Source organism: Sodaliphilus pleomorphus, assembly GCF_009676955.1.
GTDB lineage: Bacteria > Bacteroidota > Bacteroidia > Bacteroidales > Muribaculaceae > Sodaliphilus > Sodaliphilus pleomorphus.
In genome coordinates, this window is record NZ_CP045696.1 from 2,477,187 (window position 1) to 2,500,766 (window position 23,580).

At 45.0% G+C, this 23,580-nt stretch carries 33 protein-coding genes and 2 tRNA genes; 2 read left to right on the top strand and 33 right to left on the bottom strand.

The genetic code is table 11. The annotated features are described in order from the left end of the window. Positions 1–3: 3 nt before the first annotated feature. The 12 genes from GF423_RS10145 to GF423_RS10200 all read right to left on the bottom strand — a co-directional run bounded on the left by GF423_RS10145 (position 4) and on the right by GF423_RS10200 (position 6,557). The gene (locus tag GF423_RS10145) at positions 4–717 is read right to left on the bottom strand and encodes a hypothetical protein (protein ID WP_154328244.1); all 714 of its coding nucleotides are present in this window, start codon (positions 715–717) and stop codon (positions 4–6) included. Positions 718–732: 15 nt separating this feature from the next. Then, positions 733–806, bottom strand: a tRNA-Asn gene (locus tag GF423_RS10150). A gap of 62 nt (positions 807–868) precedes the next feature. Then, positions 869–1,363, bottom strand: coding sequence for a hypothetical protein (locus GF423_RS10155; protein WP_154328245.1), 495 nt, complete (start codon positions 1,361–1,363; stop codon positions 869–871). A 1-nt stretch (position 1,364) separates the two neighbouring features. Further along, positions 1,365–1,775: a hypothetical protein gene (locus GF423_RS10160; protein ID WP_154328246.1), complete on the bottom strand. Its 411-nt coding sequence runs from the start codon at positions 1,773–1,775 to the stop codon at positions 1,365–1,367. Further along, positions 1,772–2,188: a hypothetical protein gene (locus tag GF423_RS10165; RefSeq protein ID WP_154328247.1), complete on the bottom strand. Its 417-nt coding sequence runs from the start codon at positions 2,186–2,188 to the stop codon at positions 1,772–1,774. Before GF423_RS10165 ends, GF423_RS10160 begins: the two co-directional genes overlap by 4 nt. A gap of 65 nt (positions 2,189–2,253) precedes the next feature. Continuing rightward, positions 2,254–2,562 (bottom strand): hypothetical protein, encoded by a 309-nt coding sequence (locus GF423_RS10170; protein ID WP_154538183.1) that lies wholly within the window; start codon positions 2,560–2,562, stop codon positions 2,254–2,256. 14 nt (positions 2,563–2,576) lie between these two features. Then, positions 2,577–2,909: a hypothetical protein gene (locus GF423_RS10175; protein WP_154328249.1), complete on the bottom strand. Its 333-nt coding sequence runs from the start codon at positions 2,907–2,909 to the stop codon at positions 2,577–2,579. Between the two features lie 17 nt (positions 2,910–2,926). Further along, positions 2,927–4,237: a hypothetical protein gene (locus tag GF423_RS10180; protein ID WP_154328250.1), complete on the bottom strand. Its 1,311-nt coding sequence runs from the start codon at positions 4,235–4,237 to the stop codon at positions 2,927–2,929. Positions 4,238–4,250: 13 nt separating this feature from the next. Beyond that, positions 4,251–4,640 (bottom strand): hypothetical protein, encoded by a 390-nt coding sequence (locus tag GF423_RS10185; protein WP_154328251.1) that lies wholly within the window; start codon positions 4,638–4,640, stop codon positions 4,251–4,253. Between the two features lie 24 nt (positions 4,641–4,664). After that, positions 4,665–5,366, bottom strand: a complete 702-nt coding sequence (locus GF423_RS10190; protein WP_154328252.1) for a hypothetical protein — start codon at positions 5,364–5,366, stop codon at positions 4,665–4,667. Between the two features lie 259 nt (positions 5,367–5,625). Then, the gene (locus tag GF423_RS10195) at positions 5,626–5,886 is read right to left on the bottom strand and encodes a hypothetical protein (RefSeq protein ID WP_154328253.1); all 261 of its coding nucleotides are present in this window, start codon (positions 5,884–5,886) and stop codon (positions 5,626–5,628) included. Continuing rightward, positions 5,883–6,557: a BRO family protein gene (locus GF423_RS10200; protein ID WP_206113225.1), complete on the bottom strand. Its 675-nt coding sequence runs from the start codon at positions 6,555–6,557 to the stop codon at positions 5,883–5,885. Before GF423_RS10200 ends, GF423_RS10195 begins: the two co-directional genes overlap by 4 nt. Before the next feature lie 338 nt (positions 6,558–6,895). Here GF423_RS10200 and GF423_RS10205 point away from each other — a divergent pair, with 338 nt between their 5' ends. Next, the gene (locus GF423_RS10205; protein WP_154328255.1) at positions 6,896–7,549 is read left to right on the top strand and encodes a hypothetical protein; all 654 of its coding nucleotides are present in this window, start codon (positions 6,896–6,898) and stop codon (positions 7,547–7,549) included. Between the two features lie 132 nt (positions 7,550–7,681). Here the strand turns inward: GF423_RS10205 and GF423_RS10210 are convergent, their stop codons facing one another. The 17 genes from GF423_RS10210 to GF423_RS10290 all read right to left on the bottom strand — a co-directional run bounded on the left by GF423_RS10210 (position 7,682) and on the right by GF423_RS10290 (position 19,021). Beyond that, entirely contained in the window at positions 7,682–8,608 is a 927-nt protein-coding gene (locus GF423_RS10210) for a DUF4121 family protein (protein WP_206113226.1), read from the bottom strand. A gap of 155 nt (positions 8,609–8,763) precedes the next feature. Next, positions 8,764–8,997 (bottom strand): hypothetical protein, encoded by a 234-nt coding sequence (locus GF423_RS10215; RefSeq protein WP_154328257.1) that lies wholly within the window; start codon positions 8,995–8,997, stop codon positions 8,764–8,766. 62 nt (positions 8,998–9,059) lie between these two features. Beyond that, a complete protein-coding gene (locus tag GF423_RS10220) occupies positions 9,060–9,602 on the bottom strand; it encodes a hypothetical protein (RefSeq protein WP_154328258.1) in 543 nt (180 codons plus the stop codon). A gap of 225 nt (positions 9,603–9,827) precedes the next feature. Then, complete coding sequence (locus tag GF423_RS10225) at positions 9,828–11,345, bottom strand: hypothetical protein (protein ID WP_241004955.1); 1,518 nt, start codon at positions 11,343–11,345, stop codon at positions 9,828–9,830. Between the two features lie 23 nt (positions 11,346–11,368). Beyond that, positions 11,369–11,713 (bottom strand): hypothetical protein, encoded by a 345-nt coding sequence (locus GF423_RS10230; RefSeq protein ID WP_154328259.1) that lies wholly within the window; start codon positions 11,711–11,713, stop codon positions 11,369–11,371. Continuing rightward, positions 11,698–12,864: an NAD(P)-dependent oxidoreductase gene (locus GF423_RS10235; protein ID WP_154328260.1), complete on the bottom strand. Its 1,167-nt coding sequence runs from the start codon at positions 12,862–12,864 to the stop codon at positions 11,698–11,700. The genes GF423_RS10230 and GF423_RS10235 overlap by 16 nt, the downstream gene beginning before the upstream one ends. Next, the gene (locus tag GF423_RS10240) at positions 12,861–13,553 is read right to left on the bottom strand and encodes a ParB/RepB/Spo0J family partition protein (RefSeq protein ID WP_154328261.1); all 693 of its coding nucleotides are present in this window, start codon (positions 13,551–13,553) and stop codon (positions 12,861–12,863) included. Before GF423_RS10240 ends, GF423_RS10235 begins: the two co-directional genes overlap by 4 nt. Further along, complete coding sequence (locus GF423_RS10245; RefSeq protein ID WP_154328262.1) at positions 13,550–15,571, bottom strand: GNAT-like putative antirestriction protein; 2,022 nt, start codon at positions 15,569–15,571, stop codon at positions 13,550–13,552. Before GF423_RS10245 ends, GF423_RS10240 begins: the two co-directional genes overlap by 4 nt. Before the next feature lie 15 nt (positions 15,572–15,586). Beyond that, a tRNA-Gly gene (locus GF423_RS10250) sits at positions 15,587–15,657 on the bottom strand. 9 nt (positions 15,658–15,666) lie between these two features. Continuing rightward, positions 15,667–16,086 carry a DUF488 family protein, N3 subclade gene (locus GF423_RS10255; protein ID WP_154328263.1) on the bottom strand — a complete coding sequence of 140 codons (420 nt, stop codon included), beginning with the start codon at positions 16,084–16,086 and terminating at the stop codon, positions 15,667–15,669. Positions 16,087–16,170: 84 nt separating this feature from the next. Beyond that, positions 16,171–17,286 carry a PcfJ domain-containing protein gene (locus GF423_RS10260; protein ID WP_206113228.1) on the bottom strand — a complete coding sequence of 372 codons (1,116 nt, stop codon included), beginning with the start codon at positions 17,284–17,286 and terminating at the stop codon, positions 16,171–16,173. 177 nt (positions 17,287–17,463) lie between these two features. Continuing rightward, positions 17,464–17,673 (bottom strand): hypothetical protein, encoded by a 210-nt coding sequence (locus tag GF423_RS10265; RefSeq protein ID WP_154328265.1) that lies wholly within the window; start codon positions 17,671–17,673, stop codon positions 17,464–17,466. Between the two features lie 13 nt (positions 17,674–17,686). After that, positions 17,687–17,947: a hypothetical protein gene (locus GF423_RS10270; protein ID WP_154328266.1), complete on the bottom strand. Its 261-nt coding sequence runs from the start codon at positions 17,945–17,947 to the stop codon at positions 17,687–17,689. A 28-nt stretch (positions 17,948–17,975) separates the two neighbouring features. Continuing rightward, positions 17,976–18,206: a hypothetical protein gene (locus GF423_RS10275; protein WP_154328267.1), complete on the bottom strand. Its 231-nt coding sequence runs from the start codon at positions 18,204–18,206 to the stop codon at positions 17,976–17,978. 20 nt (positions 18,207–18,226) lie between these two features. Then, on the bottom strand, positions 18,227–18,514 hold the full coding sequence (locus GF423_RS10280; protein ID WP_154328268.1) for a hypothetical protein: 288 nt from the start codon (positions 18,512–18,514) through the stop codon (positions 18,227–18,229). A gap of 88 nt (positions 18,515–18,602) precedes the next feature. Continuing rightward, complete coding sequence (locus GF423_RS10285; protein ID WP_154328269.1) at positions 18,603–18,758, bottom strand: hypothetical protein; 156 nt, start codon at positions 18,756–18,758, stop codon at positions 18,603–18,605. Between the two features lie 53 nt (positions 18,759–18,811). Next, entirely contained in the window at positions 18,812–19,021 is a 210-nt protein-coding gene (locus tag GF423_RS10290) for a hypothetical protein (RefSeq protein ID WP_154328270.1), read from the bottom strand. Between the two features lie 213 nt (positions 19,022–19,234). Between GF423_RS10290 and GF423_RS10295 the strand changes: the two genes are divergently transcribed. After that, positions 19,235–19,456 carry a hypothetical protein gene (locus tag GF423_RS10295; RefSeq protein WP_154328271.1) on the top strand — a complete coding sequence of 74 codons (222 nt, stop codon included), beginning with the start codon at positions 19,235–19,237 and terminating at the stop codon, positions 19,454–19,456. On the opposite strand, the gene GF423_RS10300 is transcribed toward GF423_RS10295, so the two are convergent. From GF423_RS10300 to GF423_RS10315, 4 genes are all read right to left on the bottom strand, one after another. Further along, positions 19,434–21,263, bottom strand: coding sequence for a putative phage head morphogenesis protein (locus GF423_RS10300; RefSeq protein WP_154328272.1), 1,830 nt, complete (start codon positions 21,261–21,263; stop codon positions 19,434–19,436). The genes GF423_RS10295 and GF423_RS10300 overlap by 23 nt on opposite strands. Positions 21,264–21,435: 172 nt before the next feature. Continuing rightward, positions 21,436–21,717, bottom strand: coding sequence for a hypothetical protein (locus GF423_RS10305; protein ID WP_154328273.1), 282 nt, complete (start codon positions 21,715–21,717; stop codon positions 21,436–21,438). Continuing rightward, on the bottom strand, positions 21,704–22,042 hold the full coding sequence (locus tag GF423_RS10310) for a hypothetical protein (RefSeq protein ID WP_154328274.1): 339 nt from the start codon (positions 22,040–22,042) through the stop codon (positions 21,704–21,706). Before GF423_RS10310 ends, GF423_RS10305 begins: the two co-directional genes overlap by 14 nt. Positions 22,043–22,054: 12 nt before the next feature. Beyond that, entirely contained in the window at positions 22,055–23,497 is a 1,443-nt protein-coding gene (locus GF423_RS10315; RefSeq protein WP_154328275.1) for a phage portal protein, read from the bottom strand. Between the last annotated feature and the right edge of the window lie 83 nt (positions 23,498–23,580).

Here is a 23,580-nt window from a genome sequence, read left to right on the forward strand (position 1 = left end):
CTATTATTCCCAATTCATTGATTTGATTCTTTCCCATGCTTCAGGAGACTCTGCCTTGATAACATCATGGTCAGTAGCGGTAATATGCGCCTTATGCATTTCGTCTTTCGTGAGGTACAACGTCTTAACGCTGTCCGCAATCATGAGTTGCAAGTTGACATAACTTATACCCCAAACAACGTAGTCAAGTGTCCAACCATAACGCTCGCAGGCATAGTCGAGCAAACTGCCGTAGATACTCTTTCCGCCAAAGGTTACTGAACCAGTATCTTTCTTAACAGAGTTGGCTTTGCCATATCTCTCGCTCTCTTGCGCAATGCCAAGATGCTTCATGAAAATATGCGTTTTCTCGGCAGTCAGTAACAGAATGAGGATTGTTGCCAAATCTTCATCGTCAGCGTTATCGTTTAAGTACTTGATTCTGTCCTCAACCAAATTATGGTCAAAGACTTCTTTCTTCGTCCGCATCGTGTGGTATGTAATCAGTCGGCAACAATCTTCTCGCTTTGTATGGACGAGCCGAATGGCTTCAAGGTACGGATTTACCATAACGACATTCCTATTCACTTCAAGACTTTCCATGAGCCGCTGAAGCAAGTACATCTTGCCCAGTGTTACTGGGTATAAATAGAAATGCCGATTGCCAACGCTGAACCCTTGCGGGCGTTCTATGATGGCATCGGCAATATCCATGTCCAGATATTTCTCTTCGTCCATATCAGTAAAATTTAGTGGCAAAGGTTGGATTCGCACCAACAACCTGCCGATTAACCACCGGCTGCTCTACATACTTGAGCTACCTCGCCATGTCGCTGTTCTCTCCTGCCGAACAGCAAAGGGGTGTCTTTCCACACGTCGGCTGAACGCTTTATGCTGCGATAGGGGTGCATGTAATGTCGGTGATTTCGTCACCTTCCTTTGTGACATTGATAGTACCCCACTTGACTGCGTTGCCCGAATCTGGTTTCAGCACATCGTGGGTGTAGGTCACACTTGCACCATCAGAAGCATTATAGACTTCCTCGCAACTGACTGCACTGTTGTCAATCAAGCAGCCTGGAGCGGTGCTATCCTCTGGTACTACTGCAACAGCATGTCGGTGTGATACAACCCCATCGACATCAGTGAAAGGCATTACGCGTTTTTTCATGCGACGAATGCCATATGCGAGAGCGTACTTGTTTGCCTTATACTTCACATCTTCGGCTTCACCACCTTCGATGAGGGCTTCAAGTTTATCTCCCTTCTCCGTACTCAACTCGGTAGAATCTTCAATGGGCGTGGGGATTTTTAGCCACTTTGCGCCTTCGGTCTCCAGATCTTTGATGTAAATAGAGCATGTGCCCCAACTAATCTTTGACATTTTAATTATCGTTTATATGTTTATATAAAATTTTATTGTTAATAACGTGGTGCTGAATATCGTCAACGGCTATCACTCGTTGGGTGTCAATCTCAAATCGGAAATTCTCGCCACTGCCAGTTTCCAGCAGGTCAAAGGCAAGGCGGCAAATTTCTCGGCAACGACCAACATTCATTTCGTTTTGAGTAGAGCCATTCTTGGTTATAGACAAGTCCTTCACGTAGATGTTCACGTTCACAAAGACTTCTTGAATTTGCGCACTCTGATTACTGAGTATCGAAATCACGATGTCCTCCTTGTCGGAATTTTTGGGACGTATCGTTTTGCTCAACACACCAGTCACAGAGTTTGCCAACTCCGAGCCTTTTATGAACTGGAAAAGGTTGTCCTTAACCTCGATGTCGCTAATCATAACTTAATCTTGTTAATCCTGTTAATCGCTTTGTCTTTCGCCTTGTTCAGATATTCGTCAACTTTGGTTCTTGCCCACGATTCTGTTGATGCTAACACATCCTTACTCTCTATGGCTTCCACAAACTCGGCATAATTCATTCCAGCCACAACCACAAGTGCATAGACATTGGCATACTTGCTTGCCAGTTCGTTGACCATCTTCCGACCCTCGGAAGCGCCTTTGCCACCTTGCCGGACAACAGCAAAGGTTGACTCAATATACTTCTTGCCGTAGTCATAGACAGCATAGCCAATCGAACTGCGCAGGTTGCCTGTATGGTCAATCCAACTATCTTCTGCCGATCTGTCTCGGATTCTCACAATGCACTGCTCACCGAGGTACGATAACGCTCTGTCAACCTCTTCCCTCATAATGTTGAGGGCAGTGTTAAAGAATGCGTTTATCGCTTGCTTGGGAGTTGTACACTGAATATCCATTACACCCAAATCTTACATTGCAGTTGGTATCGCTGAAACCCTTTTACTATAAACTCCGTCTGCAAATCGAAGTAGGTGACCACAATCTTGTCACCACGCTTGAACTTCCGGCTATTGGCAGGTAAATATATCGTGTAGGAATAACTCTCGGCAACCCCGTCCTCAAACTGAATTACGTTGGCAGAACCAGCAGGTTTCAAGTCACACTCGCAGTAGTCCACGAGTGTTCTCTCGCCCTCGTGCGGGTCGCCATTCTCATCCACATACCCATCAGTCATGAGCCAATAGGCGAGGCGGTGCGGTTTCATTTTGAGAACTCCCATTACAGACAATCTCCCACCATTACCATCGGTTCGCCATCGTTCACCGCATCTTCACCGATAAGTCCGTAATAATGGTTTGCACGTGCGAGAATGCGGGTCTTATCTTTGTCAGTCAGTGAACCGATAGATTTGTCCGACTCCGAGAAATTTATAGCCATAATCAGTGAGTAAAGACAATCAGCAAGCGCACCGATATAGGCTTCACTCTCTGCCACAGACTTCGTGAACGCAGCATCTTCAAGACCACGCTTGACCATGATGTTCTCTACAATGCCAACTGGCAGTGGATATAAAACTTCGTCGATTAACGCCTGCTGAATTGTCTTAGCCATAGCAGTAAGGAATAATGTTAGCCGTTAACCTTAGCGGATTCTGCGGCAGTCTTGAGAGCAGCCTCGTCCTCCTCACTCAACTCGTTAATCTTCTTGACGATTGTTGCGTCAGTGGCGTTCACTGCAATCGAAATGCCTTGTGCCTTCATAACCGCAATAAGCGCAGACTTGGTGTACTTCGCACCCCAAATGGTCACATATTGGTCAGTGGAATCGGCCGCCTCGGCAGTCTCATTCACTTCCTCGCTTGCATTAAGGTCAAGCACATAAAGCTGATCTACGTCCTCGATAATCGGTGCGGCAAGGCACTGGCCAGTGGTCTTTTCAACCAGCGAAGGCTCGTTCATCGAATACTCCGAAATCAGCTTGAAATCGTCAATCAGATTGTAGTTCACTCCGTTCACTCGGTTGCGGTCCTCGGCAAGTCGACCATAGACAAACTCACCGACCTGCTCATTGCAGACGAAGATAACTCGGTTCGGATTCCAAGGTTTAACATTGGTGGGAGTGCCATTTTTCTCGAACTTGACCGTGCGGTTAATGACTTGGAACGTGATACCAAACTCATCTTCCATCGCTTGGTCAAACTTGTTCGTGCTGGGAATTGGCAGGACACTCTCATCGGTGTAAACTCTATCTTCCATGTCAGCCACAAGTTCACGTGCCTCACGGGTCTTGCGCAGAGCATCGTAGGTTGACTTGGCAATCCACACCTTGATAATCGTATTTTGGTCCTCCTCGGCTTTCTCAAAGACACGGCGGAAATCACTGATTGTGACCACTCCCTTGTCGGCAGTGCCAAACGTGTTCTCGTCAAGATAGCCGTACTTCAAGCGCATCAGTTGGTCGGGGTGGTCAACATCGGGCATTGCCACGAAACCATTGCTGAAGCCATAGAGGAACGCATACTCCATCAACTCATCGAGACCAGCATCGCAGGAAATTGCATTGTCAGCAAGAATGCGGGCGATACGCTGTGCGTTGCCACCTTGCGCTTCCATTACCTGCAACTCGGTAATCTCACTCTCAATAAGGACACGGGCGATACCGGACTTCGGCAGCTTGCCGTTACCTGTGTGCACCGTCGGGCGAGACTTCAAAGGCAGGGGTGAATCCATTGCCACGAAGTCTGCGGCTACATACTGCGAATTGACCGAAGCACTCTCCCACTTGTTGTCAGCCGAGAATGTCTTTTTCAGAATTGCTGTATCCTTGTGGAGATACGTCAGCTGATTGCCTCGCTTGTCGTTGATTTTCTCAACGAGCGTGGAAAGTAGTGGGAAGAAGCGGTCAAGATACTTCTTGAATAAAGACGATACCTTTTGCATAACTTCTTACATTTTAATCGTGAGTAAACTTCAACTCGGGGAGAGCCGACTTCAATGCCGTGAGCATTTCAGCGGTCAGAGGATACGGACTTGCCACATCGTTGACCTCTCCCTCGTACATCACACCAACAAGCGGTTCGCTCGCAGCGACCGTCGACTTGGCGACACCCTCGTAAACGTAGCCTTTGGGCAGTGTGCCGTATGCGCCATCAGTGACAGGCATAGGCTTGCTGACCTCGTTGGTCTCGTCACGAATAATGAGTTGACCCTTGCGGATAAACTCCTCGGTGTAGCCAGCCACTTCAAGCATACGGCCACCGATAACGGACTTGCCGTACACACGAATGACGATTGGGTCATTCTTAAACCCAAACGACTCTTGAACACCTACATCGTGTATCATTTTGTTCTTCTTTTAGATTGCGATTTAGAACTCTTTCGCCAACTTGTCGAGTTCATCATCAGACATTAGTTCAACTTCTTTCTCTTTGTCGGCCTTTGCTCCCTTTGCAGGCGGCACAGAACCGAGCTTACTCAAACCATCGTTGGCTCGCTCTTGGTTGAGTTCATCAAGGTCAGACTGCACTTCCTCGAGATATTCCTCAAACTCCTCATCGTTCTCGAATTTCATTCGGGCAAAGGCTTTCATGGTGCGCTTACCGAACGACCCTGTGTTCTCCAGCAACTTCTGCAACTTGGACTGGCGCTTGTCCGTGGTTTTCTCGCCCTCAATCTTGTCAAGGCGGTCAAAGAGTCGCTGCGCCCACGCTGGGGTCTCATCATCGGTAGTTGTCTGTGCCTTGCTCCCTTTCTTCGGACTTGACTTGAACGGTTTTGTGGCAAGTGCATTTTCATCATCGCCATCGTCGCTATCATTGTCCTCGACAGGGTGAGCATCCTTATATGCTTGGATTGCTCGACTTGCAGCCGACTGGCTGACTTTAAGGAAAGGAAGAACCGCGTCCACCGCTGTTTCGATAGCTGCGTTTACGTCCTCATCCGAGGCATCTTCTGCGAGTTCGAGATTATCGGACACTGCGTCTGCGATACTCTCTAACTCCTTTTTGTTGAAACCGAACGCCTTCGCTTTCGTTTTCAATGATTTCAAGATTAACTGCTTCTTGTTCATTACTCTTGCTTTAATAGTTAAAAATTGGTCTACCGTGCGCCTTGACGCAAGCAGACCAACGAAACCCATTAAGAGCAATGAGCAGGTAATTTCGTCCAGTGCTGGTTGCGTGCGGCTTCACACGCTTACGTCCGTAAAGGTAATTAAAATATTTGAAATTCAAACATATTTCCTAAAAAAATTGGTGGTACAAGAAAAAGTCTTATACCACCATCAAAATCTTTCCAGTTCTTTCCAATTCTTTCAAGACTGGAAACAATTACTCTCCTGCAATTATCGGGAATGGATATTTGCCATTTTCTGCCAGTTCGTCAATCAGTTCCTTGTACCCACGCAGTGCAATCAGCACGTCAAATGCTTCTTCTTCATTGCAACGTTGCGCTTGTCTGATTGTCTCAATCGCCTCAGAGAAAGCGTCACACAGAAACTCCTTCATGTCCTTGTAGCCTTTCTCATCACTCAACTGCTTAATGATTTTTGTAAGCAGTGGATATTTTGACAATTCGAGCGTTTCCATCATGCAGGGTTGAAATCCTTGAATACTTCCACAAGCACATCAACTGGATAAGCGTTCACAGTCTTGTTGTTCACGACAACCACATCTACATCAATGCCTCTAATACGACAGACACTTCTCGCTACTACCGAGTAGTAGGAATGTTCTTTGCGCCCAATGGGAATGTGGTTCGTCTCAACATAATCCGCAATCGTAGAGGTTTGAGGATTGCTGCTCACGACAACTCGCTGTGTTGGCTGTACGTTGAATCGTTGCTCCAACTTGGCGATTCTCTTGGTCAATTTGTCAATCTGAATAGCCGTGCCCTCTATGACGGCCATCACATCGTCACGCTCAATCATACTTACCGGCTCTTCTGCGGTTCTTGATTGAGGAATAACCTCTGTGTTCATCCATTCACGGAATGCGGTCAAGTCTCTGTTGCTTTCCTTGTTGATTAACTGCGCCACTGCTGTTTCAGTGACAAAATTCATGTTTCTTTTTGCTCTTTGTGTACCGGCTGTTTCGCAACGCAACATGACCACATCGCCCGTCTTGAACGACTTCTTCACCGAGGAGGGATTATAGAACCCCATCGCCCGGCAAAGATCGACAAGACAGAACAGCGGCACAGAGCCTGCACGCACTCGGATTTCTCCGAATTGCGCATTGCTGAAAATCTTGTAGTTTGACATTAGTAAGAATTGTTTGACATGCGGCACGAAAAGCGGTGTGCCACTTCCCGCTGTCAAATGCGTCTTACTTGCGCACGAGTGAGCCATTACAATTCACTCACGGGGTTGTCACACCGATATTCGTTTGTGGCTCGCTGCCACAAGTAAGATTTATTTGACATCATAAAGATACAAAATATTTAGCGATTGTAGGCTATTAGATGTCCAATAAATCACTACAAAGATAATCAAAAGTATTTGAATATCAAATAGTTTAATTATTTTTAACTTTATACTCTAATATAAACGCTGCAAAGATACTAATTTTGTCAATTCGAACAAAATTTTCTCTTAAAAATATGGGAACTTTCGTAGCGATTATCGTAGGGCTTGCCATCTTCGGCATTATCATGGCAGTCGTGAAAAGCAACCAAGAGGACGCTCAGCATGAACGTGCCAACCAAATGGTTCAGCAAGAAAAGGACAAACGTGCCATGTTAGACCAAACGCTTGCACGCATGAACGAACTAAAAGAAAAAGCGGCTGGTTCTGATGTGATTGAGTTGGGAAACGGCAAAGTTAAAGTTAAACGTGCTTACCTTGATGCCAACTTCAAAGAGGGTGCCATCATGGACGAAGATACTTTCTTCGCCAACGAGGACGAGGACGGATATGTTACGATAGACGAGTCCAAATTCAAGTTGATGCAGGTTAAAAAAGACGCTTACGAGAGTTCCAAGAAACGAATGACCACAACCGTCACTTTGAACAATCAAGGCATATCACAAGAAAAGGCTGGAGATGAAGAAGCTGCTATAGCCACATACGAAGAATGTATCAAGACTGGTTATCCAGCAACCCATGCCTACGACCGTCTATTGGTTCTATACCGCAAGCGCAAGGACTACATCAGCGAGAAACGAGTTTGCCAACTCGCCATCGACACTTTTAAGAATGAACAAAAGTACAAAGACCGACTTTCCAAGATTGATGATTTACTGAATGAGAATTAACTCGCTTAGAATTGGCTGAATGAAAATGTTGTGTATAGTGATAGGGAACACTTGCTTGTCACGCAGTTGAGAGAAAGGTGGCTCGGCATCACTGCAAAACCACCCGCTAACATAGGATTGCTTAACCAATAACTACTTCATTGCTATATGGTCAAATGCGGTACACACTTTTCTTAATCCTATGTAGTCATTGACATAGATAAACTCACCATCATGCAGTTGCAAGCAAAGCGATGGCTCATCTGTCATTGTGTCGGTTGCCATCGTGATGACTGCATATCGTTGGTGGTTCATTTCGTTCTCGGACTGGAATGCCGTGCTCGCTTTCACGTCAACCCATTCTCCAACCACACATTTCAGAGCAAGCAATTGGGGTCTGAGTTTTCCTCTGTGGCGTTCCAAGTAATATTCCAATCGCTGAATACTGGTGCCAACACTGACACCATCATAGACTGCGCAAGCCTTTACTTTCTTCTCATCGTCAAAGTAGATATTGAACAAGTCGCCTTTCTCGTGCCAGTTGGCATACTCTGCACTATGCACCAAGTTCGGATTGTCGATTTCGCAATAGCCATTCTTGCCAGACGAACTCCACGGATAGTTTGCGTCAAAGCCTTTGAGCCGCCACTTCTTGACCCTCGCCTTGAAGTAGAACGCACCACCTTCACATGGTCCGCAATGCCCGAAGTCACAGAATAACCGCTCTTCCTCGCCTATGCACTCAAACATGGATTGATATGCAGCTGTGAAAGGACCTCCGCTCACGCTCAATACCACCTCATCATCGTCGCCCTCCACGAATGGAACGTACGGATGGTAGCATACTGAAACGACATCAGGTGCCTCTCTATATCTGCGGTCAATGATGCCTCGTTCAAATGTCTGTGAACCTCGATAGTAACTTCCACACACCAAGTCACCAACTTGTGGCACACCAGTATGCAGGTTGCGCTCAATATCTTCTATCAGCCTATTAGCTTTTGCCACATCAGTAACCGACACTACATAGCGGCGGTCATATACTGGGTTTATCAGTTTCAAATCGTCTATTGTCACCATATCAGTCTTGCTTAATGAGTTTTCGTTTTTCTTCGTCACGCATCCAACCCTCATATCGGCTCAATCGCTGCAAGTGTGTCTCAATCTCCTTTAAATGATTTTGCAGGTAGCGGACATCATGGATTGCGTATTTACTTCTTGCTCTACTGAAATACTCATGCTTCTACGATTTCTTGGAGTTGATTAATCACGTTGCCTAAATCCAAGTATGACATATCGAGGGTGTCGATGTTGTCACTCATCTGCTCACCTCGCTCGCTATACTGCAAGCCTTCGGGCATATTGTCGTAAGCCTCTTGCTCATCTTCACGGACAGCATCTATCTCAGCCATCAATTCAGTCAAACGGCCAATGACTTTCTCTAATCTTTTTCTTCTGTTAGCGTTCATGACGTTTAGTTGTTAAGCAGGTGGCAAGGCCTATGTCTCACCACCTGCGGTTCTTGAAAATGTTAGGCAGCAAAGTAAGCCGAGAGTGCTTGCTTCTTATTCACTCCGTAGCCAACCACTTCGCCATTTTTCTTGACAGCAGTGATTGTCCAGTAGGTCTTACCTTTGCGACCGGCCTTCATCATCGCTCTGCGAACGTTCAAGCGAGAAGCGTCTTGAACACCATCAAGTGCGTTTTCCGGCGAAACGTTTCCGCTGTTGTAGTCCTCAACGCTCACAGCAAAGTAGAAGAACGAGGTCTTGCTCTTCTTCTCTTTCTTGGTCGGCTCATCAGTAGCAGCGGCCTCTTCCTGCTGGACTTCCACTTGCTCATCAGCAGTGACAGGTGCTTCCTCAACATCGGTTGTCTCGGTCTCGGTCACGGCAGCAGCACGCTCGTTGTCTTGCTTACGTAGGTAGGCGAGCAGCGACTTCAAGCTGCGTCCGTTAGCGGCCTTCACGTAGTCATCGAAAAGACCTTGTTCCTCACACAACGCACATGCGGCATCATAGTTGTTGTTCACGAAGTTGGCCTTAATGGCCTCTTTGATTGCGTTTACTTTCATTGCTCTTGATTTTTATATGTTTCTTTATTACATTGTAAAACTACAACATTTTAGCGACATGGCCAAATTTTTTTCGGAAAAAATTCACCTTATTTTACTGATTACCAAAGATTTAACTTTTACTAACTGCAAAAAATGTACCGAAGTACTTTCCCAAGCATTCGGTACACAAAGAGCAATGTGTAGACAAAATGCCTACCATTGTAATAAAGAAACGATGCAAAATTACAAAAAATCTTGTAATATCTCGCTATCCGTTAAGAAATCTTCACCATAAGGATAGAAAGTATTGGCCAAAGCATCCATATAGTCCGGACTTCGCTTAATCCTCGCCACAATGTTTTCTTTCTTCTCTATGATGATTGACCCATTATTGGACTGGAAATGCCAATGCGTCTCTGTCATTTCCTCTGCCAGCTTGTCATTTGGTGGCAAAGCAGGTGAGTAACCATTCTTCGGGTTGAGCCAATCTCGGACACACCAGTAGAGGTACGCTCTCATGTTAGCGAATGTGTACTCACCTGTAAGGTCGTGCAGGTGTCTTGCGCTCTCGCTGTACTTACACGAATATACATTGGTGTAGTCAAGTTCTTGCAGCCGGCTGAACACACCAGCACCCTCACCAATCGTGTCTATAAATGCCTTGTCCTTTTTGCCGACAAGTTCATTGATTATCATGCCAGCCACGTGCATATGATCGGCTTGTCCTGCTGACTGGTGTGCTTCAAATTTCTCCACATAGTCGCCAAATCGGCAGCACAGCACACTGCTATCCCTACCCATGCCAGCAACGTCACTGCCGACATATTTAGGACATCGTGGTACAAACTCACGCTCTTTATACTCCAGCCAGCGGTTATTAGCCAACTCAATCCATTCGTAAGGCACGAGGACGTCTTGACTGACTTTCGGGAACATTCCAAGTACCTTGATGCGGAATAGGTCATTGGGGCGGTATAACGCACCCTCCCATTTGAAGTCGCCATCACCCTCGTTGAAATCATCCTCTCTAATTCTTGTGCACCAGTTTTCCACCTTATCCTTCACCCACGGATAGTCCACTTGCCCAGGGATCGTATTGGTCTTGGTCACGACATTTTCAGCATTAAGGGAGTTTAGGCGGAATGCCTTGAAACGGCTGGACTTCATCGCCCTCGCTGCATAGCCAGTCGTAATGTTGGGATTGAACACCAAAAGCAACCGCGAGTTACCTTGCAAGTTGCCCTCGATAGCATTGAACGTGTTCTCGCTGATGCCCGATGCCTCAGTCACTACAAACATGGTATTGACAGCGTGAAAACCAGACCATGCCTCAGTCTCATCGCTTGCCTTAAAACCAATCAAGAACCACTCTCTATGACTGGTTCTGATACCACTTGACAACAAGCGACCAGGCAGTACGTTGTCACCTGCCGCCCGAAACAATCTTGCGATTTCGGGTATCATAATCACATCAACTTGTCGTCCTGTTGGTGCGGTCAGTGCGACTTTTGTGTTGCCAACCAATTCCCCAGATTTGTTAAATCGTGGGGTCAGATACAGGAAGCAGAGGGCAGCGACTGCCGCAACAAAGTCTTTGCCCCGTGCAGTTCCGCTCGCAACCGCAGTCATGGGATTGTGCTGAACAGAGGCAAGAATTGCTTGTTGCTCTTTGTCGAGCCTTGCCTTTAAGACGTCACGGGCGAACTTATTCCAGTCAGCTCGCCACGACATCAGTAGTTTCTGTTCACGACTTAACCCCACTTTTTTTATTTTGTTACATTTGTTTAATCATCATCGACAGGCAGCGACCTCATCAACTCCTCGAAACCATTTATGCTCACATCGTTCTCGACCTTTTCGACATAGCCACGCTTCTTGCCTTTCGTCTTTAAGAAAAACAACAAGGTGGTAATATCTCCGTCCTCTATGTGGCTGATGAGTTTCGTCTCTGCCCAATCGAGTAGCGACTCTTCTGCTTCCTCGAGGAGCTTTTGTAATGTTTTCGACTTTTCTCGCCTACGATAGAATGTCAGTCTATTGATGCCAAGTGCCGAGCAAGTTGCGCTGATATTGCACAACTTCTTCTCATACATTTTTGCGATTTCTTCATCTTTTATCCTTCTAACCATGATTTTAGATATTGGTATCTTTTTGTTATCTCTCCACAGTCGACAATTGTTGCTCGACTAACTGCGGTCTTTTCACCTTTTAATATGGGGATTAAGACATAATGCGCAAGCATATATCCAAAATCTTTACTTGCACATGCTGGTAGTGCATTAGGAAGAGTGTCTACTGCCATGACTGATATATTCTTCTCATCAGCAAATAACGGCATTTCTGCATGAGAAAAGGGCGAATAGTCATAGAATGGCTGTGCATGTGTTGACGGACGAATCGTACACGCAATACTACCGTTGATGTCGCAAGTAACGTCGGCTATCACCCTCATGCGATTATCGTTTGCCTGCATAAGCTCATCAGTCAGGAATACTGGCGCTTTTGTATCCCAGTAGTGGCAACTTACCAAGATGTCGTACATCTTCGTGTAGTCCATGAATTTGCTCTTATAAATACTTGGGTGTAGGTGGTATTCTGTTCGGTCGTAGTGTCCGTCTATAGAAGTAACCATCTTGTCTGAACCCACCCTATCTACAGCAATGTTTTTTCGAGAGAGTTGGCCAAGAACAGCCATCGCACCTTTTGCAGCACGTCCACTGCCTGTCACAAGAATTCGGACTTTGTCATAACGAAGTAATTGGTACACTTTAGCAACCTCTAATGTTAAGTTATTAATTGTCCATCGTTGATTTGGCTTTGGAAGACTGAACTTTCCGTACTTTAGTCCATACAGGCGAATCGCATTATAAGCTCCGACAGCACCTGCATAATAACCAAACGCAACACACCTACGCCCGTCTTCACCCAAGATATACTCATAGTCAGTGAGTGTTATTCCTCGTCTTATAAGCGCTCTTAGCAACTTTTTGTTGTATGGCTGTTTTTTTGCAATATGTGAGAAAAACATATATCTTCCACCATACACCAGCTCGTCTGGAGTTACTTCTTTTATACCTAAAAGCAGGTCGCAATCATCCACAACATCTGAGACAGCAATACCATTTTTTATATACTCATCATCGGCAAAAACTCGCACGTCACTTGATTGAGCAACAATCTTAATCGGAAAGTTGCTTTGCAACCATGCAGCTTGTTGCGGTGTCAGCGCAACACGATTATCTACCGGTGTCTTTGTCTCTTTAATCAATCCAATCTTCATTGCTCTAATTCCATTTGCTTTTTAGCTAAGTTCAGTAGTTTCACGAACGCAACACCACTGGACGTAATATCGTACTTCTTTCTAATTTGGTCAATCAGTTGGAAGTAGAACTCCTCGTTCTCTGTTCCGTCTGCCAAGACTACAATGTCACTCTTTCGTGTCTCATTATCTACTATGCCAAGAACCTCCTTTAACAGCTTGATGTCGTTGTTATACATAATCATGGTCATAGTGTAATGCTCGCTCTCGATAGAGAACGATACACCGCTTGTGTCAACTTTCTCTATCTCGTTGATATTGATATTCGCAAAAGCCTTGAAGTCGATGCTTTGTATCTGCTCAATCATCTTCTTCAAGATATTCTGATTATCAGTCCCATGCAGAGAATTGTGCGACAACTGAAGGGCGATGGCTTCATCTGCATCCAAGTCTTTCTCGTCTGCCCACACGACAGGAACTTTCCGCATTCGCAGAACTTCCGCCGCACGCTTTCTGTGGTGCCCACTGAATATCACATACCTGCCATCTTCGGTCTTGCGATAACACCCAATGGCGCTACTCAACCCACCGCTGATTCTGATGTTTTCAACCAGTCGGTTAAATTCCTCATCAGTCATTTCATTGGCGTTCAACTCTGCCTCATCAAGCAGAGTTATATCTACCATGTCGATTTTCCACTTGTCGGTCATTTCATCTTGCTGATTATATCGTTATACTTTTTGACTACATCACTGATTGACCCAGAACTGCCAAGCAGCGTTTCGTAAAGCAGGTGGTTGCGCTCGACCGAAACTTTCTTGAACATTCCACGATACTTCATCGATACTGGCTTGTGCGTATAGACTTTGGTGTAGCAGGTTGAAATCTCTCGCAGCAAGATACGACACATCATGCGTTTCACCTCTTTGCTTTTCACACAGAGCAGGATTAACTTGCTAAGTCGAGGTATCTGATTGTTGGTACAGAAATCAGACAACAGCCAAATATCATAGTTCGGATGCTTCGTAAAGTTGAACCCAAGTCCACCGAGTAAATACTTGTCATAATACACCAAAAACGGGAAACTGGCTGTCGTGACTGCCTCAACTTTCTGAACATAGACTTCCTGGGCCTGTCGCAAAGTTTCACCATTGACATGAATTATCTTCAACTTACTCGCATCATCTATGACCAAATCATTTGGCGGCTCAATAATATTGATTCTGTTTTTCTTGTGAACAGAACGTGACATCTTTGTGGCCATCGGTTTGGTGGAGTAGAGATAGTGATAGCCAACCTTGCCAATTTTCATCATGCTTTCATGAAAAGCGAAGTCGCTAAACATAAGCACGGAAGTTCCTTCGGGCAAATTTTCAGTTACATTAAGGTAATGCGTGCGCTTCTTGCTTAATGAACCATCGTAGTCGCTATGCCTGCGCAATGCGCCCATAGCAGTATTGTTTTTGCTGTAATCGTCAAACTGGAAGAAAATCTCACCGCCATAGGCAATCGCATCATTCAAAGTCCCGAGGTGATATTCACATGACTCAAGAAACTTCACTATCCTCTCTGCCGATCGTGTCGCCCTCTCAATGGTCTTTTCCATAGCATTGATTATAGCCTCTAATTTCCGCTTGTGAAAAGCGCTATCACGAAATAAAAGTTGAACTTTCTTGAACACCAATAAGCACGCAATCTGTTTCACTGGGCTGTCTCCATTGTAGTCTTGCAGCCATTTGGCTCGATTGTCGTATGTTATTCGAACTCCATTGCGGACAATATCAAACAGCAAATTATTAAACTCATCGTTGCAAAACACCACCACAGACTTTGTCGCTGATAGCCTAACTTCTGTCGAATATAGTTGAGGGTTGACACACACAATCCGTGCCCCAGTATTCTTTAGCACGAGACTCATCATGGGGTTGCTTAGCGCCAATGACTTATGGTTCGTGTCGCTTACATCCATTCTTCTAACCGAGGAAAAGAATATCAGAGAGTGCGGCAACTTCGGCAAATCCGTTGGAACTTTGGTCCGCTTGACGAAATCAGCCACAATGGTAAACGTCTTGAAGTCGTCAATATCGTGTTTTAAAGCATAGTCGACAAAACGGTAAGCAAACATGATACAGCGCACCATTTCGTTAAAGTCAGTGGTGGAGTTGAATATGCGGAACTCAACTGTCTTTCTTACGAAGTAGGACGATATATTGACGAAATGGCGAATAAACCCCTTGTTATGGTTGCTCTCAAAGCAGTGTTCCAAATCACTGAAACTTTTAGCCTCACAAACTCGCAAGAAATATGATGTTTCGGGAGACCTTCGGAAGTGCTGTTCATCGCAATATGGCGGTAGCATACATAACTCCTTCAATATATTCGTGGTATAATAGGACAGGAAATAAATGCGCTTCAATTCCTCAACCTCCAAATCGCCAACAAAGATATGGACTTGCACTCCACAATCACGTCTTGCCACTGCACCATTGTCACGACAACTATCTACAACACGTTTCAGCGTATCTAAATCAGCGTGGCACAACTTCATTGGTGGGGTGTTAATCTCACCACCATAGCGAGCAGAAACAGTCCCTCTTGTTCCATCAGTATTGTGTATCACTTCTTCTTCGTCCCATGTGTAGGGCGCAGGTAGATACACATTATGTTTGTCGAGGTCGGCATACTCTATTTCAAGACCGAATGTTCGCTCTAAGATTTTCAACTCCATGCCAAATACAATTAGAGCGGAAGTAAGGAGTTGAACCTTGACCTGCTGACTGGATGCCAGCCGTGCTACCATTACACCACTTCCGCAAAGTTTTTTCAGTCAAACAGGGATATCTGTTTAGGCTGTGGGTGCTCTGGCTCTTTATTGTCGGACGCACCAAACTCCGTAACCTCAACCCCGGTGTTCTCCATCAACCACTGGGCGAGAATGTGTCGGTGGCAAAAGTCGCCAGGCTTCTCAAAACAGCACAGGGCAACATCACGTCCGCCGCTTATTCGTTCCAATACCTCAATTACCCAGTAAGGGTCAACATGACTCAACACCTCGTTACGATACCTTTGAGTGTAACGCTCCTTTGTGAAGATTGTGTCCTTCAAAATACTGTACTTTGGCGCAACTTGTTTCAGTGATGTGCCATAAAACCACTTGGGGGGGAATAATGCAACCCCCACCATCACCACATTGGCGGCGCTCAATCGCTTACCATTTGAGAAATATGACGTATAAATCTTCATTGTTCCAATACAAAATTACAAAATATATTTGAAAGTCGAACACTTTTTGCTCATAATTTGCTATATTTTCACAAAATTTCACAATTATGCTATGCCACTAAGTTTTCTGATTTGGAACAGGTTTGCATTGACAAGCGCAACTATCTCGTCATGATATGGCGAAATGCCATTGTTCACTCCTCTTGATTGAACCAGTTGGCAGTCTCTCAAATCTATCTCGATAGTTTCCATACGTTCACCACCTACTCTGGCAGACATCACAAGTGAGTTCTCTTTGGCAAAATACTTATTGGCAAATACGCAATGGTGCATTGCTTTCCCTTCTTCCTCAAATTCTGCTACACTTTTAAGCACTCCAATCACGATGTTGCCATGAGTGAACAGCAAGTCGAAGTACTTGTTCATCCTCTTAACATACGACTTGGCCAATTTCTTGTCCTTCCTTAGTTTCTCAGCTATTGTACGCCTCCTTTCCAGCTCCTGTTTTCGCCTAACTTGCTCCATCGCTCTGTCGTGCGCTTGTTTCAAGTTGGCAGGACAAACGAAGTGTCGATTATGAACGTCCTTGTCCAACTTGATTAAACTTTCTACCATATCAAGCCACATCACCACATCGTCTTTGCTTTTCAGTGGATAGTGGTTCCGCAAAACAATCTTCACGGCTGCGATATAGTTATCATCATGCAGAACTCTGCGATAGTCTAAAATTCGAAGCAGGTTGCCATATCCAGCCTTATAAAGCGTTTCCGCAAAGGGATTGGTAAGTAATAAACAAAACAGGTCGTAAGGCTGCATAGCGAACAGATTTTGCTTGTAGCCATTCCGTCTCAATACTGGCAGGACGCTCTTTACTCTCACAGCCCAATACGGCAAATGCCAGGCTGAATAAGAAACATTCCGTTTAATCGACATTGGCTCTTTATAATTGAAATTATCAATGTAGAAACCCATAATGCGTGGTCTTGCTAACACAATTAGTTTGCCATCAGAGCCAATCCAATGCTGAACTGCCTCATCGACACACAAGGTTCTACCACCGTTGACGGGACACGACCATTTCAAACGAAAGTATCTGCACACTTGCCAACCTCGGCAACTTTGCAGGACAACCATATAACACACCTCACTCGCTTTCTTGCACCGTGAAGCACGCAAGGTCAGTAAGGTATTGCAATGCGGACAGCGTACTTGCTTCTTCAAGCCCTGTTGCTGCCACACATGACCACACTCCGTACACTTGACTCGCTTACCAGTGTATAGACCAGTGTGTTCTACACCTGCGGTACGTGCGAACTCCATATCAGAGGAAGATAGAGGAGCAAGCCTCCTGCTCAACTCCTCCACCTCCCGTTCTCTCCTCGTTCTTGCTTTCATTGGTCACAGCATTAAAAGCATCTGCTCAATCTCATCGAATTCCACACCGAGGTTCATGCACATATCTTCCATGTCGGAGTAGTCGAGGTCGCCTGCTGACAGCAGGTCGCGGCACACGTTCAGTTCGTCTTGCAGAATTTCTTCTGCATCACACACGCTGCAATCATTATTGCGAGCGATCGTGTCAAGTAAAGTTGTTCTGTTTCTTTCCATTGCTCTTTGCTAATTATTGTTTAGTTTTATAATTTGTTATGTAGAACCTAATTAAATCTGAGGTGTTAGAGCTCGTCATGTAGTCATAGCTAAACTCATCACTCGCGCCTCGCGCGTTATGATAGCGCTCCGGGCGCTGGATAACGCGCAGCCAGATGTCGTTCAGCTTTTCGCGCGCTGCAGCTTTCGCCCTGTGGTTGCAAGCCTCCTGCGTAAAGGTGTAGATAACGTGAGGCTTATTGCCGTTAACATTTTTGTAAATAGCGTAGTCCATAACTTTGTTTTTTGGTTTGTTGTCTTTATTACTGCAAACCTGCATGGTAGCCGTCGAGCCATATCAAAAGCTCTGTTGGCTTGTAGTATCCGCTTATACGATTGTACAGCATTCCTCCCTCAATCACGCTGTTTCCAGCTGCTTTGCCATCGTGCACTGCAAGCGCATATACGTTTCGCTCAAACGAAGAAGCCGTCAGGTGCATATCGTTCACCCTGCAATACTCCTCCAGCTGTTTTAATGCTTGTTTCTGTGTCATAGTTTTTTCGTTTTATATGGTTAAACTTCTTTCTTCGGGAACACATACATTCCGAACTCAACCGTTGTGCCAAATGGCACCAAATCAAATTCTGGACTATCAACATAGGAACCAGTATAAAAACCATACGTTCTTATTGCTCTTGTTGCAGGTTTGAGGTAGCCATCTACTTCATCGACTTTTCCTGTTAGGCTATTGTACACCCCAAGCTTGTGCATTTTTGCAAAAGACTTGACATCCTCAAATCTCATTTCTTTTGTCTTTAATCTCATTGAGGGCACTCCCACCCATGCTGTTTCTATTGTCATTGCTCTTTGTGCCCGTTAAGCCGATAGCGCAGCCTCTAAACGTTATTAGTCAAATCTGTTCGGCGTTGCGTAGTATCCATTCTGAATTTTAATATTTTACCACCCAGAACTCGCGCCCTTCTTCCTTTTCCAGTTCTGCTGCTTTATTAGACGCTGCTTCAAGCGTATCAAATACACCATAAGTTAAAACCCCGTCCGTTACGTGCCATTTTGCACTACTTTTCATCCCGTAGTTAGTATTCATAAAAACCGCTTAACCGTGGCTTAAATTGTTAATCGTGAAAACTTTCATACCTCTTAGATTTTGCAGATAGTATAAGAACCTTTACGCTTGTTGTTCACAAGGTGATAGTTAGTTCCGGCGACTTCGAGGTATAACCCGTTGACGATACACGGCTTCATGCCTTTATTTACTAAAGCCCAGTACAGGTTAGATACGAACCTTTTCTTGTTGCTGTCATAACTGATTTCGTTTGCAGCGTTTTGAATTTCGTAGATTGCTGTCATTGCTCTTCGTTTCTTTATTACGTTAAACTTGTAGTTGTTTTTGCATATACAAAACTACAACAATTATTTGAATTGACCAAAGAAAAATCCATTTATTTTACTGACTATCAAAGGTTTAACTTTTGCTAACTTTGGGGAATTAGACACACTTTTTCACTGAACATTACGCAACTTTGAGAAAAATTGGCTATCTTTGTCGAAAATTACAAAGACATGGAAACGATATACGACCATAATCCTACAAAACTGGAAGTCGAGAAAATAGGCTATCTCCCCAAGGAGCTATACTTAAAACTCGATGCCGACACAAAATATAGAGACCTTGCCTTACTCTTCAACATCAGAGGTGATAAAAAGAAGATGAAGCACTACATATCTCTTGTGCGTGACGATATGATGCGCAATTCTTTTTTTAGGACAATATATCATCCATGATTGTCCTAAACGATTTGTTACTGGAGCTTAATCTGTCTACCAACATTTTTGCACTTTCTCTTTTAACGCCATGTCTTTCGAGTAAACTCCTAATGTTGGTATAAACCATTTCTGAATAGTTTTCCTTTGACCTGTGGTCAAGGTATGAAAATGCTTCTTTGCTGCTAATTCCACACCTTTCCAGTAAAGCCTCAAAATTTCTGACTTCCACACCATATCCGTAACCTGAACTTATAATCAGTTGTTCGTTGATTGGGGTCGCACCAAGTTTCCTTAAAAACCCACCATACGTCCTTCTTGCACAAAACTGATTAACCGTTTCCATAGAAGTACGCAAAATCACTTCATGGTCTTTGTCTTTCAATAGCTGCCTCCAACCTTTCGCTTGCGCATGTCTTATTTCATGCCATACGCTCTCAATAGAATACTCTTGACCAAATGTTAATGGTACACCTCTTTGAATAGCAGTTAACGCACAGCGCAGTTCAAACATGGGATTATAAACAAGAGTTTCTCCGTTTTGTGTTTTCCTGCGAAGTGTATTATTGGATATGTAGATACGATTTCTCCTATTTCCGTTTTCGTCAAAAACAGGAATAGTTCTCATCATAGACTCCTCTAAATTCATTCTGTCTATATAGAAGCCATCAAACTCACCACGAACTTTATAGCCACCAGACCTAAATGTTTGTTCAAGGATTGACAACGCTTCTCTTTCTGAAATAATATCTACTCCTATTTGACTAATTGCTGAATTATAATATGATGCTATTGGACTAAAAATTGACGAATATGATGTTTCGACCGCATAATCATTTGCGTAGCCACGGTTGTCTGAATACCAATACGGCAGCGTGCCTCGCTGTTCTGCAACTGCCAGCCGCTCTTGGTTGTCCTGCACCCATTGCTTGAAACCAGCAGGAACATCAGTCACTTCATTCACGCTTGGCGCACTGGTATCGCCAGACCAAAACTCGCTCTCCGTTTTAAGAATCGGGATTGTGTAGCACATACAATTCGGGTGCCAGCCCATGAACACGAAGTCCTTTGGGTACTTGCCCTGTGCGCTATCACAGATGTCAGTAATTTCATGACTGAAACTCAACTTGACCTCAAAGCCGACAACGAAGTCCATCTGTTTCCAGCGCGTCTGTTCTGCTGTACGATAAGCCATATTGATTTCTGTCCTCGCCAGTCTGATCGAGCGGTACTCGCAATCTTGGCAGGTCACAGCTTGACCGAAACGCTCCTTATAATCTGCTTTCAGCGACGGAAAGTCATGCAAGTATTTACTCAACTGCTTAGACAGAGTAACTGCGCTTGTGCCTTTCTCAATGGCTGACGAGATGGCATGCTCCAGTTCTTGCTTGTAGTTACTCGACTGGTTCCACAACTTGGTAGACAAGTTCATTCCACGCTCTGTGCGTTCTTGGAATGCCCTCAGAGCGTCACTATTCTTTTGGTAGTACACCTTAGTTTTCTCACCATGTATCGTTGCTCCATACGACCTTAAAACGTCATTTGCCAGCAGGTCTTGAACAAGGTTACTCTCTTTCCATTCTGCCGATGTACCCGAATAGATTAGACCACGCATTTCACGAACAAACCTCTCTTGCAGCCGATTCACCGCATCTGCTGTCATTGGGTAGTCAGAGAAGCGAAACACACCACCAGCAAATCCAGTGCCGGTGGCTATCTTTGCCGCCTCAACATTCAACAGGTCATAGATATTCTGAACTGCCAACGAATATTTGTTGAGCCGACCTTTCAACTTCGCATAGCGGTTGCGTTGGTTCGGTGTTCTCATCTTCTCGGCTTATATTTGTCGTTGCAGCCATCGTGGTCAAGGAATTGAAGAAACTCTCGGAACGGACAACGGCAAAGAATAAGATGCCCGTCAAGAGCCTCATCCTGCCAATCAGTGGAATTGCCACACTCTCGGCACTTATGCTGTATGGTCGCTTTCTTCTGTCGTGCCATTACTTTTTACCACCTCTTGCTCTGCGATCGCCAGCACTGTCTGACTTTGAGCCACGATTTACAGATGATTTCTTATAGACCAACCCACGACTGGTATGCGACAAGTCCTTACCTCTGCGACTTGCCTTGCCGTACTTCTTGTCATGTTCAGCATTGGCTTTCTTCAACTCGCCACGCTTTTTCACCTGCTCGGGTTTGCTGTTGAACTCGGTGTCGTAAGCCTTTTTCTTCGCCCTTGCTTTTGGGTGAGTTTGGTAGTATTTTGCGCTACGACTTGACATCGGTCTTGACATTTATATAGATACAACCACTCACGATAATGTCGACTCCTTGTTTGTGGACATTATACTCAATATACTCGCCTTTTAGCAGTCCTGCATAAATTGACTGGCGGACACGCTTTTTTGTGTCGCTTATTAACTCATGTTGCGCCTTGACATATGAGCAGCCTTTGCGCTGGCGATAGTGACCAATTTCGGCAGGTGACACCGCAAATGAAATGCCGAGTTTCTTTGTTTCACGTCCTTTCTCTGACACCATGCTGAATAGACTTGGGTTAAGCCATGTAGCAAGACGGATAAGGTATGTTGCTATCTTTTCTTTCATAAGTCATTGAATTTACATAGCGCCCTCAAAAACGCTATTCATCTGAACGGACTTTTCTTTCGCTGATTCTTGCTGTATCTGCTCCAGTGTAGCTTGTGCGTCTTTCGACTTGCCAAAACGTTCGATACTCTCCAGTTGGCTTTCAATAGCTTTGCCACCATTAGCCTTCATGCGTAGGTTGATTTCTGCTTCTTCATTGCGCATAACGTAAGGCTGAATATGGTGGGTCACAATCACGTTATCAACCTCACTTGCCCACGCTTGGTTCATCTGTTTGATAAAAGCCTTAATCACGTTACACTCTCGCTCAAAGAACTCTATCATCGGTTGGCTCTCCTCGCCAGTGCGGAGCAAGGCATCCATCAGAACCGTCATGCGAGCGTCGTAACCTATATTGCCCAGTGCCATCATGTTCTTGAAACTGGTATCGGGCATTTGGTTGAGTTGCCAAAACAAATCCAGCGAGCGGTCTATGTGGCTCTTGGTGGCTTCCTGTGACTGGTTCCATGACACATAGGACACATCACCGCCATTCTGCACTCTGTACACACGTCTGGTCTCACCCTTTTCTTCTTTGCCCGCTACGCCTCCAGCTACTTTGAGGATTGGTGCAGAATTGTAGGCCACGACATCGCTGTCACGAGAATGGGTGTACTCAACGTCCTCACGCAGTTGCGGTGTTCCTTGCTCCCACGTGGGGTTGTCTCGCCAAGCATACGACCCCGGTATCTTGCCAATCAGTATTTCATCACCATAGGTCGTGTTGCCTTCACCATCCTCATAGACGATTTCGTCAACCCAACCTCGGTCAGCCTCTTTACGCCACTTAAAATGAGTGTCGGCAGTCCAAGTCTCAAAGAAGTCAACGTCCTCGTCCATGATCTTTTCAGTGTAGGCAATCGACATCGCTATCATGTCGTCATACTCATCAAGTAGAGGATACAGTACAACATCGTCATGCAGCGGCGAGAATGTGCGGCAGCGGAGCTTGTACTCTGAATTAAAACCATAGTCAGTGTTTTGTTTCTTTACCACATACCAAAGCGTGAAAATCTCACAAGCAGCAAAGAATGCGAAACCTCGCCTCATATTGACCGAGTTGATATGCGCTCGCTCATAAATGCGCTCAATCGCATTGGCTATATCTTGGCGAACTGCATTTCCCTCAATATTAGAGTACACACGTTTCACCGGCAGCGTGAACGTGAACTGGTTCACTCTCTTGCAGAGCAAACGTTCCAAACCGATTGCCAACCTTGCCGCCTTGTCGACCTTGCCGCCGCCACGCACCTTGTCACGTCTATCGTAAGTATCGTGAATAATGCGGTGTAGTTTGGGGTCAAGTACACTACGGAGATAACTCCATGATGGCGGAGTTGTCGACTTTTCTTGCAGGTCAGATATTATGGCATCAATCGGCCGATTGCGGTCTAATATCTCATCAAGTCTTTTCATTTTTCGTACGAAATTGCTGTAATTACCCTGTAAAGATAATGAAAGTATTCGAGAACCGAATACTTTTCTCACGAAAACTTTTC

What these genes read in the sequence shown, in the direction of transcription:
- GF423_RS10145 (WP_154328244.1), bottom strand. Translation starts at nt 717, where the DNA reads ATGGACGAAGAGAAATATCTGGACATGGATATTGCCGATGCCATCATA.
- GF423_RS10155 (WP_154328245.1), bottom strand. Translation starts at nt 1,363, where the DNA reads ATGTCAAAGATTAGTTGGGGCACATGCTCTATTTACATCAAAGATCTG.
- GF423_RS10160 (WP_154328246.1), bottom strand. Translation starts at nt 1,775, where the DNA reads ATGATTAGCGACATCGAGGTTAAGGACAACCTTTTCCAGTTCATAAAA.
- GF423_RS10165 (WP_154328247.1), bottom strand. Translation starts at nt 2,188, where the DNA reads ATGAGGGAAGAGGTTGACAGAGCGTTATCGTACCTCGGTGAGCAGTGC.
- GF423_RS10170 (WP_154538183.1), bottom strand. Translation starts at nt 2,562, where the DNA reads ATGAAACCGCACCGCCTCGCCTATTGGCTCATGACTGATGGGTATGTG.
- GF423_RS10175 (WP_154328249.1), bottom strand. Translation starts at nt 2,909, where the DNA reads ATGGCTAAGACAATTCAGCAGGCGTTAATCGACGAAGTTTTATATCCA.
- GF423_RS10180 (WP_154328250.1), bottom strand. Translation starts at nt 4,237, where the DNA reads ATGCAAAAGGTATCGTCTTTATTCAAGAAGTATCTTGACCGCTTCTTC.
- GF423_RS10185 (WP_154328251.1), bottom strand. Translation starts at nt 4,640, where the DNA reads ATGATACACGATGTAGGTGTTCAAGAGTCGTTTGGGTTTAAGAATGAC.
- GF423_RS10190 (WP_154328252.1), bottom strand. Translation starts at nt 5,366, where the DNA reads ATGAACAAGAAGCAGTTAATCTTGAAATCATTGAAAACGAAAGCGAAG.
- GF423_RS10195 (WP_154328253.1), bottom strand. Translation starts at nt 5,886, where the DNA reads ATGATGGAAACGCTCGAATTGTCAAAATATCCACTGCTTACAAAAATC.
- GF423_RS10200 (WP_206113225.1), bottom strand. Translation starts at nt 6,557, where the DNA reads ATGTCAAACTACAAGATTTTCAGCAATGCGCAATTCGGAGAAATCCGA.
- GF423_RS10205 (WP_154328255.1), top strand. Translation starts at nt 6,896, where the DNA reads ATGGGAACTTTCGTAGCGATTATCGTAGGGCTTGCCATCTTCGGCATT.
- GF423_RS10210 (WP_206113226.1), bottom strand. Translation starts at nt 8,608, where the DNA reads ATGGTGACAATAGACGATTTGAAACTGATAAACCCAGTATATGACCGC.
- GF423_RS10215 (WP_154328257.1), bottom strand. Translation starts at nt 8,997, where the DNA reads ATGAACGCTAACAGAAGAAAAAGATTAGAGAAAGTCATTGGCCGTTTG.
- GF423_RS10220 (WP_154328258.1), bottom strand. Translation starts at nt 9,602, where the DNA reads ATGAAAGTAAACGCAATCAAAGAGGCCATTAAGGCCAACTTCGTGAAC.
- GF423_RS10230 (WP_154328259.1), bottom strand. Translation starts at nt 11,713, where the DNA reads ATGGTTAGAAGGATAAAAGATGAAGAAATCGCAAAAATGTATGAGAAG.
- GF423_RS10235 (WP_154328260.1), bottom strand. Translation starts at nt 12,864, where the DNA reads ATGAAGATTGGATTGATTAAAGAGACAAAGACACCGGTAGATAATCGT.
- GF423_RS10240 (WP_154328261.1), bottom strand. Translation starts at nt 13,553, where the DNA reads ATGACCGACAAGTGGAAAATCGACATGGTAGATATAACTCTGCTTGAT.
- GF423_RS10245 (WP_154328262.1), bottom strand. Translation starts at nt 15,571, where the DNA reads ATGGAGTTGAAAATCTTAGAGCGAACATTCGGTCTTGAAATAGAGTAT.
- GF423_RS10255 (WP_154328263.1), bottom strand. Translation starts at nt 16,086, where the DNA reads ATGAAGATTTATACGTCATATTTCTCAAATGGTAAGCGATTGAGCGCC.
- GF423_RS10265 (WP_154328265.1), bottom strand. Translation starts at nt 17,673, where the DNA reads ATGGAAAGAAACAGAACAACTTTACTTGACACGATCGCTCGCAATAAT.
- GF423_RS10270 (WP_154328266.1), bottom strand. Translation starts at nt 17,947, where the DNA reads ATGGACTACGCTATTTACAAAAATGTTAACGGCAATAAGCCTCACGTT.
- GF423_RS10275 (WP_154328267.1), bottom strand. Translation starts at nt 18,206, where the DNA reads ATGACACAGAAACAAGCATTAAAACAGCTGGAGGAGTATTGCAGGGTG.
- GF423_RS10280 (WP_154328268.1), bottom strand. Translation starts at nt 18,514, where the DNA reads ATGACAATAGAAACAGCATGGGTGGGAGTGCCCTCAATGAGATTAAAG.
- GF423_RS10285 (WP_154328269.1), bottom strand. Translation starts at nt 18,758, where the DNA reads ATGAATACTAACTACGGGATGAAAAGTAGTGCAAAATGGCACGTAACG.
- GF423_RS10290 (WP_154328270.1), bottom strand. Translation starts at nt 19,021, where the DNA reads ATGACAGCAATCTACGAAATTCAAAACGCTGCAAACGAAATCAGTTAT.
- GF423_RS10295 (WP_154328271.1), top strand. Translation starts at nt 19,235, where the DNA reads ATGGAAACGATATACGACCATAATCCTACAAAACTGGAAGTCGAGAAA.
- GF423_RS10300 (WP_154328272.1), bottom strand. Translation starts at nt 21,263, where the DNA reads ATGAGAACACCGAACCAACGCAACCGCTATGCGAAGTTGAAAGGTCGG.
- GF423_RS10305 (WP_154328273.1), bottom strand. Translation starts at nt 21,717, where the DNA reads ATGTCAAGTCGTAGCGCAAAATACTACCAAACTCACCCAAAAGCAAGG.
- GF423_RS10310 (WP_154328274.1), bottom strand. Translation starts at nt 22,042, where the DNA reads ATGAAAGAAAAGATAGCAACATACCTTATCCGTCTTGCTACATGGCTT.
- GF423_RS10315 (WP_154328275.1), bottom strand. Translation starts at nt 23,497, where the DNA reads ATGAAAAGACTTGATGAGATATTAGACCGCAATCGGCCGATTGATGCC.